Annotated in this window: 14 protein-coding genes; 7 read left to right on the top strand and 7 right to left on the bottom strand. The window is 57.8% G+C overall.

Annotated elements, in window-relative coordinates:
- Positions 1–46: 46 nt before the first annotated feature.
- The 3 genes from MED193_RS19420 to MED193_RS19410 all read right to left on the bottom strand — a co-directional run bounded on the left by MED193_RS19420 (position 47) and on the right by MED193_RS19410 (position 3,141).
- On the bottom strand, positions 47–1,120 hold the full coding sequence (locus tag MED193_RS19420; protein WP_009811485.1) for a Hint domain-containing protein: 1,074 nt from the start codon (positions 1,118–1,120) through the stop codon (positions 47–49).
- A gap of 110 nt (positions 1,121–1,230) precedes the next feature.
- On the bottom strand, positions 1,231–2,157 hold the full coding sequence (locus tag MED193_RS19415) for a lipid A-modifier LpxR family protein (protein WP_039966435.1): 927 nt from the start codon (positions 2,155–2,157) through the stop codon (positions 1,231–1,233).
- A 351-nt stretch (positions 2,158–2,508) separates the two neighbouring features.
- Positions 2,509–3,141: a TetR/AcrR family transcriptional regulator gene (locus tag MED193_RS19410; protein WP_009811483.1), complete on the bottom strand. Its 633-nt coding sequence runs from the start codon at positions 3,139–3,141 to the stop codon at positions 2,509–2,511.
- Positions 3,142–3,231: 90 nt separating this feature from the next.
- On the opposite strand from MED193_RS19410, the gene MED193_RS19405 reads away from it, so the two are divergent.
- From MED193_RS19405 to MED193_RS19375, 7 genes are all read left to right on the top strand, one after another.
- Positions 3,232–4,053 carry an ABC transporter ATP-binding protein gene (locus tag MED193_RS19405; protein ID WP_009811482.1) on the top strand — a complete coding sequence of 274 codons (822 nt, stop codon included), beginning with the start codon at positions 3,232–3,234 and terminating at the stop codon, positions 4,051–4,053.
- Between the two features lie 39 nt (positions 4,054–4,092).
- Positions 4,093–4,857, top strand: coding sequence for a transporter substrate-binding domain-containing protein (locus MED193_RS19400; protein ID WP_009811481.1), 765 nt, complete (start codon positions 4,093–4,095; stop codon positions 4,855–4,857).
- A 9-nt stretch (positions 4,858–4,866) separates the two neighbouring features.
- Positions 4,867–5,619, top strand: coding sequence for an ABC transporter permease (locus MED193_RS19395; protein WP_039966434.1), 753 nt, complete (start codon positions 4,867–4,869; stop codon positions 5,617–5,619).
- On the top strand, positions 5,616–6,392 hold the full coding sequence (locus MED193_RS19390; protein WP_009811479.1) for an ABC transporter permease: 777 nt from the start codon (positions 5,616–5,618) through the stop codon (positions 6,390–6,392). Before MED193_RS19395 ends, MED193_RS19390 begins: the two co-directional genes overlap by 4 nt.
- Before the next feature lie 210 nt (positions 6,393–6,602).
- Positions 6,603–8,621, top strand: a complete 2,019-nt coding sequence (locus MED193_RS19385) for a BTAD domain-containing putative transcriptional regulator (RefSeq protein ID WP_009811478.1) — start codon at positions 6,603–6,605, stop codon at positions 8,619–8,621.
- 112 nt (positions 8,622–8,733) lie between these two features.
- Positions 8,734–9,828, top strand: a complete 1,095-nt coding sequence (locus MED193_RS22410; protein ID WP_050757611.1) for a phosphatase PAP2 family protein — start codon at positions 8,734–8,736, stop codon at positions 9,826–9,828.
- A 62-nt stretch (positions 9,829–9,890) separates the two neighbouring features.
- Complete coding sequence (locus tag MED193_RS19375; protein ID WP_157041430.1) at positions 9,891–10,880, top strand: C1 family peptidase; 990 nt, start codon at positions 9,891–9,893, stop codon at positions 10,878–10,880.
- 42 nt (positions 10,881–10,922) lie between these two features.
- Here the strand turns inward: MED193_RS19375 and MED193_RS19370 are convergent, their stop codons facing one another.
- The 4 genes from MED193_RS19370 to MED193_RS19355 form a co-directional block, all read right to left on the bottom strand.
- The gene (locus MED193_RS19370) at positions 10,923–11,738 is read right to left on the bottom strand and encodes a DNA-binding domain-containing protein (RefSeq protein WP_050757610.1); all 816 of its coding nucleotides are present in this window, start codon (positions 11,736–11,738) and stop codon (positions 10,923–10,925) included.
- Entirely contained in the window at positions 11,735–12,697 is a 963-nt protein-coding gene (locus tag MED193_RS19365) for a DUF692 domain-containing protein (protein ID WP_157041428.1), read from the bottom strand. The genes MED193_RS19370 and MED193_RS19365 overlap by 4 nt, the downstream gene beginning before the upstream one ends.
- The gene (locus MED193_RS19360) at positions 12,694–13,311 is read right to left on the bottom strand and encodes a hypothetical protein (protein WP_009811473.1); all 618 of its coding nucleotides are present in this window, start codon (positions 13,309–13,311) and stop codon (positions 12,694–12,696) included. The genes MED193_RS19365 and MED193_RS19360 overlap by 4 nt, the downstream gene beginning before the upstream one ends.
- An 87-nt stretch (positions 13,312–13,398) precedes the next feature.
- Positions 13,399–15,219 carry a ferritin-like domain-containing protein gene (locus MED193_RS19355; protein ID WP_039966432.1) on the bottom strand — a complete coding sequence of 607 codons (1,821 nt, stop codon included), beginning with the start codon at positions 15,217–15,219 and terminating at the stop codon, positions 13,399–13,401.
- Positions 15,220–15,280: the final 61 nt, after the last annotated feature.

The following is a 15,280-nucleotide window of genomic DNA, read 5'->3' as shown; positions in this document are numbered from 1 at the left end:
ACAGGGCTTGCGTTGGTTTCTTGGGGTTTTTGACAGACTGGAAATCTCAAGCGGCCTCATGCATCAAAATCGCCGCCTCAGAGGTGCTGAGATTGCGGCGCGCATAGGCGCCATAGCTCATCGGGTCGCGTTCGACCTGAGGCAACAGTCCGCCCAAGCGGATTCGATCCTGTGTATCCAGCGCCGACATAGAGGCACTGGCAGGATGAAAGCTCTCGCTTTCCACGCCATTGGCCCAAAGCACCTGATGCGAACTCAGCAACAAGTGTATGTATGTGACCTCCCGCACCGAATTATCCGCAGTAATCGTGTGGCCGTTGATCAGGTCACGCGCCGCCACTAGTACCTCGTCGGTATTAAAGAGAGCCTGCACCTGACGCCCCCGCAGCAACATACGATGCTCTGGCGAGACCAACAGCTCCTTTTCCGGCCGATCAATCCCAAGAGCACCGGCACGAATGCGCACTGGGCGCAACTTTGGCACCACAAAGAGCCGCGCCCCACTGATCCGCCGCGCACCGATCCACTGGATCTCCTGTGCACCGCTGTCACGGGTCTGCACCCGGTCGCCCTCACGTAGCTCTTCAATCCGGCGTGGCCCGCTGGGGGTGGCAATCTGCGTTCCCGGCGTAAAGCAAATCACCCCACTACCCGGCTGCCCCGGCATAGTGTCATTGGGACAACCAATGCTGCCCAAAGAGTGATGCACCACCCATAAATCTGCACCCTTGGGCGGGATTTCATTTACGAACATCAAAAGTGGCCGTGCACTGTCGCTCACCTCGATCAATGTGGCCGTGTAGCTCTGCACCCCATTGGTCACAACAAAGCTCTTGTCCAAGAGCGGATCGTCTACCGCAATGTTGCGCAGATCCGTGCGGTTTTGGACCGCAGCTCCGACCAACCTGCGCACCGAGCGCGCAGCCCGACGTCGCAATTCTGTTTCTCCATTCGCCATACCCAAACGCAACAGCTCAGCCGGGCCATCAACCCGCACTGCTTCACCTTGCCACGACCACGCGGCCCCGACATCGAGAGACTCGACCGGTGCGGCCCAAAGACCGTCTATTTCTGTTTGCGACCAAGAAATGACGAACGTGCCCTGAAAGCCCGTTTTCATCTGCCTGTGTGCCTGCTCTTATTTTTTTATTAACCAAAACTTAACAAAGTCGCTTGGTCAGATAAAGAACAAAGTCACCCCCAGCCCCGGCCCCTTCGCAGGGTGTGTTTTCAAAACCTCAATTGCACCTGCAACGAGCCCGTCAGTTGGCCTTCGCTTTGGGATGAAAACTCCTTGCCCAGATAGGAAAGGCCATAAAAGGCTGAGGCGCGTTGCCCCTGCCAGCGCAGACCCAGACGAGCCCTATGGCGGTTATGCTCCAGGGAGTAGCCGCTGGCTTCAGGTAAGAAGACCGATTTTGACACATAGGTGATATCCGCCCCTGCAGTCAGGGTCAGACCTGTCGCCTCGCCCTTCATGGTACGATAACGCTGCCCAGTGACGCTCTCGCGCACCAAAAACCCCTGTGACAACTGCCCGTAGGTGAAATCCACACCGGTCCGGAGGTAGGTCTCGTCTCCGGCCCGTGCTTCGACAAAGGGGCGCAGGGCAGCCTGACCCGATAGGGCGAATTCGCGTCCGACCTCAGCCGAGACCAACGGCCTAAAACTATTGCCAACCTGAGCGTTCAAAACAGCGGTTGAGGGCTGTGGCGCGCCCACGAGATCATGCAGCCATCCCTGCATCTCGTCCAACTGGGTCTGTGGCCCCAAAATGGCCAGACCAGCCCCCAATGCAATCTCGGCTGCGCCCCGCTGCATGTGGCTGTTTAGCTCAACCGTCAAAGCACCGGCCCAGGGGCGATCCGTTGGATCCGCAACACGCAGATTGGAAGGTGCGAGAATTTGCCCCTGAATCCGCAGCTCCAGCAGTTCCCCAAAGCCCCCTGGCGCCTGTCCCTGCCGCGCCTGGCCGTAGAGACGCGATGAGGTCAGCGAGCCCGTCCGCCAGCGGTCCTTGCCATCTCCCAACAGGTCATTAGAAAACATCAACCCATAGCCAATTTTGCGGCGCACATCCTCTTGATCAGACGCCTCAGCCAGCCCTGATAGAGGAAGCATGAAAATAAAGGCCATGGCCACGAATTGTCGAAACATCTGATCTATCCTGCTCTGGGCCGCCTGAACCTCCGCTGCACCGCTTAGCAGCGCGTCCGGGCCCTTGGGCGATCTGGTTAACACCGCGTTAACACCCTTGCAGATCAGTACACTAGTGCAGCAGAGCCACAGGTTGCGGATATGGCCAAAGCGGCTGCCCGGCTGTTGCCACAGTCTTGCCGCAGTTGCAGAACCCAGAAGGATCACATCTATCAATAGCGCATTCCACTGCCTCTGCCGCAAACAAAAACGCCAGCCAGACTTGCCACAATTGCCAAGTGCTATTGACGAAAATTTCGCCTTCCAGCCAAAATAGAGCACCCCGCGCCCTAGCACCCCGCCCAAGCGACCTTAGTCGACTAGGGACAATCCGATGATGGCGCCAACCGAATAGAGACCGATCTGCGATAGCTCTCCGGGTGCAAAGGCCTCCGGCAGGGCGCCGCCCTCCATCCACAAGCCATCAATCAGCCCATTGCAGGCGGTGGCTAACCGGTACAGCTGCTCCGGCTCGGTCGGCATATCTGCCTCTTCCAGAGCGGCCCGGATCAACCCTTCCAGCTGGTCACGAAAATGGACATAGGTCTTGGCGTGGACATCTTTCATCTGTGCGTCATGCTGCACTTTGTTGAGGAACCCCGCCCAGAGCGCGATTGATCGCGGATCCACCACCGGCGGCATCAAAGAAGAGCGCACGAAAACGCGTAGCTGCTCACGAGCGGAGCCCTGAACCTGCGTGACCGGAGCAAAGGTCAGGTCGGTCATCTGGGTCATATGGTGCTCAAAGGCCGCTGTGATCAGATCTTCCTTTGATGAAAAGTAGTGACGTATCAGCCCCTGCGTCACCTGTGCGCGATCCGCAATACCCCGCACAGTTGCCCCCCTCACGCCCTTTTCGGCCACCAACTCAAGCGTCGCTTCGATCAAATCGAGCTTGCGTTGCTCAGCGCTCTCGCGCGTAAATTTTCGGCGTTCGTCACTCATCTGTTTCCCCGCAGCGGCTCGACCTAATTATACACTTGAATAATTGCCTCATTTAAGCCTAACTACCCCAAAACCTAAGGACGTCCAACCATGCCGACCGCTGCCCCTGACACTCAAGACATCGCACTCCCCCAGGAGGCAGCCCAGACAACAACGCCCGCAAAGGATGCCGTTCGCATCAAAGACCTGCACAAATCCTTTGGTACGCTGGAGGTGCTCAAGGGCGTCTCGCTCACGGCGCGTCAGGGGGACGTTGTGGCAATCATTGGCGGCAGTGGATCTGGCAAATCGACGATGCTGCGGTGCATCAACTTTCTGGAAACCCCGACATCCGGCAAGATCATAATTGATGGCGAAGAGGTTGAGACACGCGCCGATGGCACCCCGGCCAATCGTCGGCAGATCGAACGCATTCGCACACGCCTTGCGATGGTCTTTCAGTCTTTCAACCTTTGGACCCATCGAACGCTGCTGGAAAACGTCATCGAAGTGCCGGTGCATGTGCTGAAAATCCCCCGCTCCGAGGCCATCGCTCAGGCGCGTGTGCTGCTCGCACGGGTTGGGCTGGCGGATAAGGAAGACTCCTTTCCGGCGTTTCTTTCAGGTGGTCAACAGCAACGTGCCGCCATCGCCCGCGCCCTGGCGGTAGATCCATCCGTGATGCTCTTTGACGAACCCACTAGCGCCTTGGACCCGGAATTGGTGGGCGAAGTTCTGACCGTGATCCGGGATCTGGCTTCTGAGGGGCGCACCATGCTGCTGGTCACCCATGAGATGCGATTTGCCCGCGAAGTCGCGGACCATGTCGTCTATCTCTATCAGGGCCGGATCGAAGAGCAGGGCCCACCTGCCGAGGTCTTTGGCAATCCAAAGTCGGAACGCCTGCAGCAGTTTCTCAAATCGGTCTCCTGACATTTTCATCAAAACCAAACAACAACAGGGAAGAAAATCATGTCAATCAAAACACTACTGGCCGCGGGCCTCACTCTCGCCACTCTCACCGCTGGGACCGCCCAGGCTGACCAAGTCAAGATCGGCATCGCGGCTGAGCCCTATCCGCCCTTTGCCTCGCTGGATTCCTCCGGTACCTGGGTTGGTTGGGAAATCGAAGTCATCGACGCGGTCTGCGCCGCCGCGGAACTGGACTGCGTTCTGACACCCGTGGCCTGGGACGGGATCATCCCCTCGCTCACCGGCCAGCAGATTGACGCCATCATGGCCTCCATGTCGATCACCGAGGAGCGCCTGAAGACCATCGATTTCTCGGATGCCTACTACAACACGCCAGCCGTGATTGTAGCCGATAAATCCATGGATATCGCCCCAACCCCAGAAGGTCTGGACGGTAAGATCATCGGCATTCAGGCCTCCACCATTCACCAGGCCTATGCCCAGGAGTATTTCAAGGGCGCTGAAATTCGCGTCTACCAGACCCAGGACGAAGCCAATCAGGATCTCTTTGCTGGTCGCATCGATGCCACCCAGGCAGACAGCATCGCCATGGCTGATTTTGTCGGCACCGAAGCCGGCGCCTGCTGCGAGATCAAAGGCGCCGTTGCCGATGATCCAGCGGTTCTGGGCCGTGGTGTTGGTGCCGGTCTGCGCAAGGGGGATGAGGCCTTGGCCGCCAAGATCAATACTGGCATCGCCAAGATCCTTGCGGATGGCACCCATGCCGAAATTACCGCACGCTACTTCGCTGCCAGCATCTACTAAGGCACTGTCGTGACGATGATCCTCGAATGGCTCGGTCTGGCCGAGAGCGCGGCATTGCTATCGCTCTCGGCCCCCGGCTGGGGCAGCAACCTGTTGCGCGGTTTGGCGAATTCGCTTCAAATCGCGCTGGGCGCCTTTGGCATGGGGCTGATAATCGGGCTTTTCGGGGCCTACGGAAAACTCTATGGCGGGCCAATCCTAAGGGATCTGCTCGCCATATATACTACCGTAATCCGGGCAGTTCCCGAACTGGTTTTGATCCTGATCCTGTACTATGTGGGCACCGATCTCATCAATAAGCTGGCGCAGACGATGGGGTATGGCAGGGTCGAGATCAGCGGCGTTGTGGCCGGGATTTGGGTTCTGGGCATCGTTCAGGGGGCCTATGCCACCGAGATCCTGCGCGGCGCTATTCAGGCCGTTCCCCCCGGCCAAATTGAGGCTGCCCGCGCCTATGGCATGCCCGCCCTGATGACAATGCGCCGCGTGACCATTCCGGCAATGATGGCTTTTGCTACACCGGGCCTTGCCAATCTGTGGCTGATTGCCACCAAAGACACCGCGTTGCTCGCCGTGGTGGGCTTTAATGAGCTGACGCTTGAGACCAAACAGGCGGCCAGCAGCACCCGCGCCTATTTCACCTTTTTCCTTGCCGCAGGTGGGCTCTATCTGATGGTCACACTCTGCTCTGGCGCGGTCTTTGCCCGGATTGAGAAATGGGCGCGCCGCGGCCAGCCCTCGCTGAAGGAGGGTAGCAGATGAATGGTTTGAAAACCCTGATGCAGCCCCATCGCATTGTGCTCATGATGCTGTTTACCGGATTGGTCCTCTGGTGCGCGCTGACCATGCGCTGGGACTGGATCCCCAAATATGCCCCCCTTGCCCTCGAAGGGCTGTGGACCACGATCTGGATCCTGGTGGTCACCACGGTGCTTGGCTTCTTGCTCGCCATTCCGCTTGGACTGGCGCAGGCCATTGGTCCCTGGTACCTCTCGGCGCCTGCACGGGCCTTTTGTACCGTCATTCGCGGCACCCCACTCCTGCTTCAAATCTGGCTACTGTATTATGGCCTTGGCTCCCTGTTTCCCCAGTTCCCCTGGATCCGCTCCAGCGAGTTATGGCCCTATCTGCGTCAGGCCTGGCCCTATGCGGTCATGGCGCTGACCTTGTCCTATGCGGGCTATGAAGGCGAGGTGATGCGCGGGGCCTTTTCGGGCGTGGCCAAGGGCCAACTAGAGGCCGCCAAGAGCTTTGGCATGCCCCGTTTTACAATGTTCCGCCGCATATGGTTGCCCCAGGCAATCCGCAACGTCCTGCCCACTCTGGGTGGCGAGACCATCCTGCAGCTCAAGGCCACTCCGCTGGTGGCCACCATTACAGTGGTTGAGATATACGCGGTTTCCTCACGTGTTCGGTCTGATACCTTCATCGTCTATGAACCGCTGCTCCTGCTCGCCCTGGCCTATATGGTCATTGCAGGGCTAATCGGTCTGGCCTTCAAGCGTTTCGAGGCTCGGATCCCCCAGCGGCGCTGAATAGCGAAAGATCAACCAGCACACAGCGCCTTTGCCCCGGCCGCACTCTGCGGGGGCAAACCTTTGAACGGCCGCGGCTAACGCGACAAACAACGCGGCTGTTCCGGACCAGCCTGCATATGAGCCGTTTTCCCTTGGTAAATGCTGGCAGAACCCGTGTTGTTTGCTGGCAAAACCTGTGATTAACTTTCCCCTTAAGGAAAGAACACAATGTCCCAAACCAAATCAGGCCTTTATATCCGGACACTTGGCAGTCCCGGCGTCAGCTGGGCAAACCAACCGGTGTTTCATGGTAAAAAGAAAGCCACCGCGCTTTTGGTCTACTTGGCATTGCAGCCTGGACAGCGCGCCCTGCGGTCCAAACTGGCGGAATTGCTCTGGGAGGGCAGCGAGGAAGATCGGGCACGTTCATCTCTGCGTCAGTGCCTGACAGAGATCCGTCGCGAAGCCCCTGAGCTAACAGAAGCGACCCTAGAAATCACCGCAACGGATATTACCCTAAGATCTGAAAAGGTCTCGACAGATATTGGCGATCTGATTGCGACCCTAAGGCAGAAAATTCCCGGTCAGCATCTGGAGGGCGGGGCAGAGTTTTGCGATCTCTTTCTCATGGGGTTTGGCCATATTGGTCCGGAGTTTGACAGCTGGGTGCGCGACTGCTGCCAGAGCCATGAAGCGCAGCTGATTGCCCGGCTGTTTGATCTGATGGAAGCTCCGCATACCCGCGCCGCCGAGGCTCTGCGCGCCGCTCGCATTATCTGCCGTTTGGACCCTTTGAACGAGGCCGCCAGCCGCTTTGCCATGCGCAGCCTGGCGGAACGCGGCGAAACCGGGGCCTCATTGCAAATCTACAGTCAGCTCTATGAACGCCTTGATGACGCCCTGGCGATGGAGCCTTCGGCAGAAACCCAGGCTCTGGTCGTGGCAATCAAAAAGGGGGAGCTGCGAGAGGGCAAGCCCAAGGCGGCACCAGTCCCCGCGCAGCCCCTCCCGGCTTCGCAGCCCCATAGCGCCGCCGCCGCCGCCAGCCAGCAGGGCCCCCCAAAGCTGGCGATTTTCCCCTTTGTTGATCTTGGACCAGTTCCAGTCGAGAGCTTTTTTCTACATGGAATTCTGGAGGACACCGTATCGCTTCTGGCACAACTGCGTGAGTTGCAGGTCTATTCCAGCAATACGACCCGCCAGTTCCAGGGCCTGCCTGGCGCGCCCGGTAGCCAGCCGCCGGAACTCAACGCCGACTATGTGGTGACCGGCAGTGTTCGCGGTGCGGGGGACAGGTTTCGCATCACAGTGCAGCTGGTCGACACACGAACCGGGCTGGTTGAATGGGCAAACACTTATGCAGCCCATGCATCGGAACTGTTTGATATGCAGACCGATATTGCCATCAATCTGACCCACCAACTTCTGCCTTCGGTCTCGGCAGCAGAGCTGCGGCGCACCGAGGGTAGCCTGCCAGAAGACCTATCTGCCTATCACCTTATGATCCGCGGCCGCGATATTGCGTTTCACCTGGATCCTAAGACCTTCATCACCGCTAAATCATTGCTAGAGGAGGCCTGCGCGCGCGATCCTCGGTATGGTATTAGCCGTGTCGCGTTGACCGATTGGCACTCTGTCCTCCTGGGGCAGGGCTGGTCCAAGGATCCCGTGGCCGATGGCCGCGCCCTACAATCCACCACCGAAGAGGCCGTTCGGCTGAGCGGGGAAAGCGGCCGTGCGCTGGCGCGCTATGCGCACAATCAAACTGTGCTGTTTGGCTATGCGGAACAGGCCATCGAGATTTGCAGCAGAGCGCTGCGCAACGCCCCCAACGATGCCGAGGCGCTGCTGTGGTCCTCCCCCACCTTGACCTTTTCCGGACAGCCAGAGGCAGGCATCAAAAATGCCCGCGCCGCCATCCAGCTGTCCCCCTGTGACCCCTACCTGTTCAGATCAGAGCATTTTCTCAGCATCGCCTATTTTGCCGCCGGCAACTACGCCGAGGCTGTGGCTGCGGGGCGCCGCGCCCAAAGGCTGAACCCCAATTATACCTCCAACCTGCGGATGACTGCGGTGGCTTTAGCCGAAACCGGGGAAGTGACCCAGGCGCGCGAAATCGCTTCTGAGATCAAGCGCTTGGATCCGGGGTTTCGCATTGGTCAATTCTTGAAAAAACAACCTTTCCAAGACCAGGCGACGGGTCAGAAATATGCCGCTCGCCTGCGCGAAATCGGCCTGCAAGACTAGCCTATCTCACGGGGCCTTCACGCCGGGTTGACACCAATCTCGCCAAGGTTGTCTGGTGAGGGAAGGCCAATCAAGGTGCATAGGCCCTATGCGGGCTGAAGTGGAGGTACGCATGACAACTGGATATCGCGATGGCGCAGTCGATGGAGCTGTGGACGGGGCTGTGGACGGGGCGGTTGATGGCGCCGTGGACGGCGCTGTTGCTGCCGGGTCCTATGCGCCTTATCGCTCTGCTGGGGCTGCTGCAGGGCTTCCATTTAATGAACCCTTGGGGCGCAAAGGCGGTGCACCGTTTGCCTATCTCGGCGGTCAGGAGTTTCCAGAGGATGCCTGGTCACCCCAGCTTGAAATCAAACTGATCCTGCAACGCTTTGCCAAAACCGGTTGGGACGAAGGTGATCGCGCCATTCAGGTACAAAACCCCGATGATGGTGATCTGGCACTGCGCCGGGAAGTGCATGACCTGATCACTCTACGTAATTCCCAACGACCGCATCGGGCGGCTGAAATTGTGGCGCAGGTGGGCAATAGCGAGGCCTATTGGTCCAACATGCTCATGATGGGCGCAGGCAATCGCCCCGCCACCCAAAAACTCATCATGCTGGCCATGCAGGCCGGGCAAATGGTTGCGCTGCATTTCAAACATAAAATTGGACGCGCTCGTCCGGTACAGGTCTGTCCGGCTCTCATGCCGCTGGTGCCAACTCCACCGCATGCCTCTTATCCCAGCGGCCATGCGACCCAGATGACCCTCATCGCGACCATTGTCGCCGCGCTGTTCGACGAAGGCGAAGACCATGCCATGGCGCGCTATGCCGCCGCCCTGGCCCAACGTATTTCCGAAAACCGCGAAATCGCCGGGGTGCATTTCCGTAGCGATACCCAGGCAGGCCAGCAACTGGCCAAAGACACTTTCCATGGCTTTCTGAAAGAGATGCCAGAGGTCAAGGCCCTGCTTACGCAAGCGCGCGCAGAATGGTCCGGGATCACCTGCAGCTTTGAGCCTGATCCTGAAACTCTGCCAGATCTGGAGGGCGGCACCTCTCTTAGCCGCAGAGTATCCAATGCCGTTGCCAACAGGCTGGCCAATGAGCTGCCTGATCTGATTGCAGCGGCTCTGAAGGATGAGAGTTCTAGCCCGCAAGAGGGAAAAAAACCGGGACGCCCGGACAAGCCCTTCGACGTGGGCGGAAAGAAAACGACCTGACCCGAATGTAGCGATTGTCGATGCTCTCGCTCTCTCCTGTTTCCCCGATCATGGAGGCTGTTTTGACTGATCTGCCAACGCCCCTTGGAAGTTTCTTTGCTGGGTTTACCCCCCCTGAAACCCTGGACCGGGTTTTTCGCGCCCGCGGATATGCTGAAGAGGTCCATCGCTGTGCCCGCCATGGAACCCCGACAGGCCGCAGCTGTGATCAGGGCGCTCTGCGCGGTCAGGCAATTGATCTGGAAGCGGGCTTGTCGCGGCATTGGGATACCAGAGACCAGCGACCGCGGGGCACTTGCACGGCCTTTGCGGTCGCCGCCTGTGTCGATATCCTGCTGGCGCGTCGCGGCACGCCCCCTGTTTTACATTCCCCTGAGTATCTATATTGGCATATGCGCGCCGCAATAACCCCAGAGGAAGCCGCAGTTTTGCCAGACTACGCCCTGGGCGCCACCAAATTGAAACAGGCACATCAGGTGCTCAGCGCCCTTGGCATCTGCACCGAAGCCCTGGCCCCCTATCAGACCAGCGATCTGCACCGTGGTTTGTTCTCCCAATCGCCCCCCTCGCAGGCTGCCGAAGCGGATGCTGCAGCGCGCCGTTTTCATAAGGTCAAATATGAGGATTTTGAAGAAGGGCCGGTCCCAGACACCACGGCTGACAGCATCCTGCAAGAGCTCCACCAGGGCCGCCCTGTCGCCTTGGGCCTGCCGGTGTTCAAACTGAAAGGCTCTCACAAGAACAATTGGACCTATAACGGTGCGCTGAACTCAGGGATGGTGTTCGATCCAGTCGCTCGCCCTGATCTAGTGGACCGAGAGGTCCGGGTGTCAGGCCATTGCGTCTGCGTCACAGGCTTTCAACCCGGCCCAGAGGAATTGGGCGGCGGCTGGTTCATCTTCCGCAACAGTTGGAATGGGGATTTTGGCAAATATCCAGACGATCCAGTCGCAGGCTACCCAGGGATTGGGCGGCGCGGCAATGGCGCGGTGAGTCTGGATTATGTGAACGGCTACACGGTTGAATACCTGAGCCTGATCCCTGCGGATTGAAACTACGCCCCATAGTGCGGTGGCACAGCGGCCGATGTCCCCCTAGGCCCGACTGCGATCCAGGAAAAATCCCGCGTTGATCCAGCTGTCGCGTATTTCTGAAACCTCGTTCCAGGCCTTCTCAACCTGCGCAAGGTCCTGCGAGAGTTGTTGTGACACGGCGCTCAGCGCCGAGCCTACGGTTCCGCCTCGGCACATCTCTTGCAGAAAGACAAAATGGGCAAAGCTCACCGGAATTGTATGGGTGACATAGTCTTTGCGTAGCACGGCCAGGTAGACCCTCTCTCGATCAGGCGGCCGAGGCGACTTTTCTTGACGGACAGCATGGTAGTAGTCACCCACAGGAAACCCATAGGCCGCAAGCGAGAGACTGGGTTGGACGCAAAGGTCTGAATCCCGCGTTGTTTGCTGCGCCAGATGCAGCCCTTCTGCACCGGCGCAATCAAAAGTCGAAAAGATCTGACGCTCAAACCGGGCGAGATCTATGATAAAATCCACCCAGAGTTCTGGCACTGGCGCGTCCAGGTCGGGACGGTTGGCCTGTAAGAAACCTGCAAACCGCCGCCCCAGATCATAGAGCGTATAGCTTTCGGGTGGCGCCTGACGGATATATTCGGCGACAAAATCATTGAACAACCCCTCCCCCAATGCGTAGCACAGCGCTGGAAATTGATCACGCATACAGGCTGCAATGCGCAGGCGGTAACTGTTCTGATAAATCCCCAGGGCCGTCGCAGCCGATAAGCGAGAAGTGGAGCGCACCCGCCTCTCAATCTCTTGGTTGGAAGTGGCTTGGGGCTCAATCAAGGCCGCCTGCATCCATTGCTGTAAGCCTGATAGCTCGAAAGATCCGCTCACCTGTCTTCCAGCTCCGCGGACCCGGCCATCACGTCAGGCACCAGAAAATTGACCGGGTTCGACACCGCCAACGCACCGGGCACTGGGACATATTTCCCGGACAGCTGTGCCGTCCCCCCGTTCATATAGGCTTTGGCCTTGAGCAACTCCTGATGGCATTCCCCAAACGAAGGGATATTTCCATCCCATTCCAAAAGTGTAGCAGCGCCATTGCTGCGTTTCCAAGCCAGGGAAAAAAGCGCCCAAACCTCTGGGCGGACAGGTTGGTCATGGGTGTCAATGAGATGAGTGCCGCAATCCGTGTGCCCTGCCAGGTGCATCTGCACCACCCGGTTCCAGGGGAAACTGTCAAAATAGTCAGAAGGGTCATTTTCCGTGTTGAAACAGGTCACAAAGACATTGTTGACGTCCAGGAGCAAACCACAATCAGTGCGCTCACACAGGGCGCGCAGGAACTCTGGTTCTGACAGGGTATTGGCGCGAAAATCCAGGTAGGTAGAGGGGTTCTCCAAGATCAGCGGACGGTCGAGTATCTCTTGCACCCGCAGCACACGGGCCGCGATGTGATCAAGCGTGGCTTCGGTCAGTGGAACCGGCAGCAGATCATGCGAATTCAGCCCCATGACACCGGTCCAGCACAGATGGTCACTGATCCACTGGGGCTGAACCTCCTGCGCCAGTAATTTAAGCCGTTGCAAATAATCCATATCCAAGGGATCACTGCTGCCAATGGAGAGCGACACACCATGCAGCACCACAGGATAACGTTCTGCCACTTTGCGGATCACCTGACGGGGGCGCCCACCGGAATCCATAAAATTCTCCGAAATTGCCTCAAACCAATCCACATCAGGCCAGTGGTTCAGGATGTGATCAAAATGGGTATTTCGCAGCCCCAACCCGAGGCCAAGCTTGGGTAGGTCAGTTATTTCTGCTCTTTTTGCGGGCGTAGCTTTCACGAGCAACTGCCTCCGCCTGACAGCCCACTGGCACCGCAGGCGGCAAAGCTGTTGCAGTTTTCGGTGATCCAAGAAGCCGTCGGACCGGTTTCACTAAAGGGCGCAGGGGCTGGGCCCGGCGTCTTGCCATTGTTCTTTCCCGCATAAGCGGTTTCAAACACCTCGCGGGCGCGGCTCCAGACGCTCGTCCCCTTGCGATCGCCTTCGGTGATAAAACGCTCTGCATTGATGGGCGCGGCACAGGACCCCATGGAGCGGCATTCGTTCTGGCCTGGCTGATCCATATCTGGCCCCCACCCATACAGCCCGCAACCGCCCTGGTTGGCGCAGTTGTTGTTGGTATGGCAGGAATGGATTTCAGTGGTGGCGCAAAACCCCTGACCAGCACAGCTGTTTGGGTTGTTGCCATTGGGCCCGTGGATGCCGTAACGGTCCTGCCCCTTACAGGAATTCAATCCCAGGCAGGCGTGCAGTTCAGCGCCTTCAGGCAACTGTAACTGCGCCCCAGCCTTGCCATAGGGAGTATCTTTCCAATTAAACGGCGGCGGTACAACAGAGGGTCGCTCGCTTTGGGGCTTGGATTGGGTCGCGGTGCTTTGCTTGGTATCCGACATGGGGTTTGTCCTTTCGGGCATCTTCAAGTGGCGCAGGGGCCAAGATTTTGAACCTTTTCAGGCTAAAGTGGAGCGGAGATCCAACAACTAGGGGTGTGACCAGTAACTGCTGACATCTGGCAGGTGCATGCCCTCCCCATCGGCAGAGGTCTTGTTGATGGTGAGGGACACCAGCGGCGCAACTGAGGCATTCAAAGCACTGTCACCTGCCGTTGCGAGCAGGGCCTGCGCCCCAAGCTGCGCGAGATTGTCAAAGGCCTGATCCCGTGCTCCCAACCCCTGCCCGCCCAATCCAAAGCCGCTATTGTCAAAACTGGGAGCCAAGGCGACGGTAGAACCATCGGTCAAAGTCACATGATAACCGCGCATCAGGGCGATGAATTTGTCCAAAATCCAGATCATCGAGCGGTGCAAGGCAATGTTAAAGAAGTACTTTTGATGGGGAACTGTACCCTCAGCTGAAACCTTGTCAGCCCCGGTCTTATTGGGGTCCACATAGTTTGGCTCAATCTTGTAGATGGTTTCCGTCAGGATCAGCATGTACTGAAACAAGCCGCTGCAAAAATCATTCAGCGCGGTTGCTATTGGGTCATGCGCATAGTCTGCACGCGTTGGATTGGCTGGATAGTCAAACAGCATACTCTTGGCCTTCAACTCCTGCGCCGTCCATTTGTTTGCCTTGCCTTGAACCGCCTCCACGAGCCATTGCCGATCAATCTGTGCCTCCATCCAGGGCGGCAGGCTCTCCAGGCTATGCGAGAAGTCCTCAAACTGCATCTGCAATTCGAGGAACTTGTCAAAATGACTTTGCTCAGCTTCGGAATCGGGATCGTCCCAAATCGCTTCACCGCCGCCGGGTTTGGCTGAGTACCCCTCCCCTTGCTCGCAGATGGTTTCCAGCGCCAGCATGACATCTTCCCGGCTAGCGATCGTCATCAGCTCAAAGGCGCCAGACACCTCATGGCCTTTGCGATCCTCAACCGGGCGGATCGGCGCAGCAGAGCTGTCATCGGCATCAGCATAAACAGTCACCTCTGCCGCCCCAGGCAACCCGGCCGGACAACCCGATCTGCCACCTGGGAAAGCAGGCGCTGGTTTTGCAGGATCAAAGGCCTGTTTGGGGTAGATGGTGTCGATATTGTTGGGAGCATAATTATAGGGCTGAATTTGCTGCTTGGGGTTGCCTGCCTGAAAGTCGCCATCGTCAAAAAAGGCTGAGGCAATGATGCAGCGGATAAAGGAATAAAACTGCCCAATTGAATTCCAATTCTGATCCGTGGGCCAGCCATGTTCATTCAAGAACGCTTTGACCTCATCGGGAGACCAGTGGGATAGATCACGCAACAGCTCTGGCAGAGCCTCGACAGATAGATCGCTAAAGAATGGATTATGGGGATATTCGATCTGCAGGAAATGCCACATCTGTTCAGAACAGAAAGGCCGCAAGGGGATGCCGCCCTTGACCTGCGGATCTGGGCCTTCTGGCACCACCGGGTTATGGTGTGGCAACAGAGCCGGATAACTCCCTGGCGCCGCTTGGTAAAGCTTGGGGGGCTCACCGGTCAAAGAGAAAAAGATGTTGCTGGACAATGACATGTGCAACATTTCCTCGACAGCAACCGACATGATGACGCCGCCTGCCTCATTTGCAAAGATCTGCGCCGGATCCAGATCACTACCCTGCAGCTTGGTGCGATTGATCGAATAATAGCTGTACAAATAGAGCGGAATGGTTGCCAGTTCGACCTCGATCGCGGCCTGCAGATCCCCGATCAACCGGGTCTTTAGCATGGCCTTGTCGCCCAGTAGCCCGGCATTGATCACTGTGACCATCACGACTTCTGCAGGCGACAAATCGAAGGTTTCACGAGCCTTTTGCACATATTTCAAATTCGTATCTATGTCCATTTGGCTATCCCAATTCATCAACAACAATTTGGTTCTGGCTGAACCACCCTAAAGGTGGATT

The sequence above is a fragment of the Roseobacter sp. MED193 genome (assembly GCF_000152965.1).
GTDB lineage: Bacteria > Pseudomonadota > Alphaproteobacteria > Rhodobacterales > Rhodobacteraceae > Pseudophaeobacter.
This window is presented reverse-complemented; position numbering and strand designations above follow the sequence as displayed.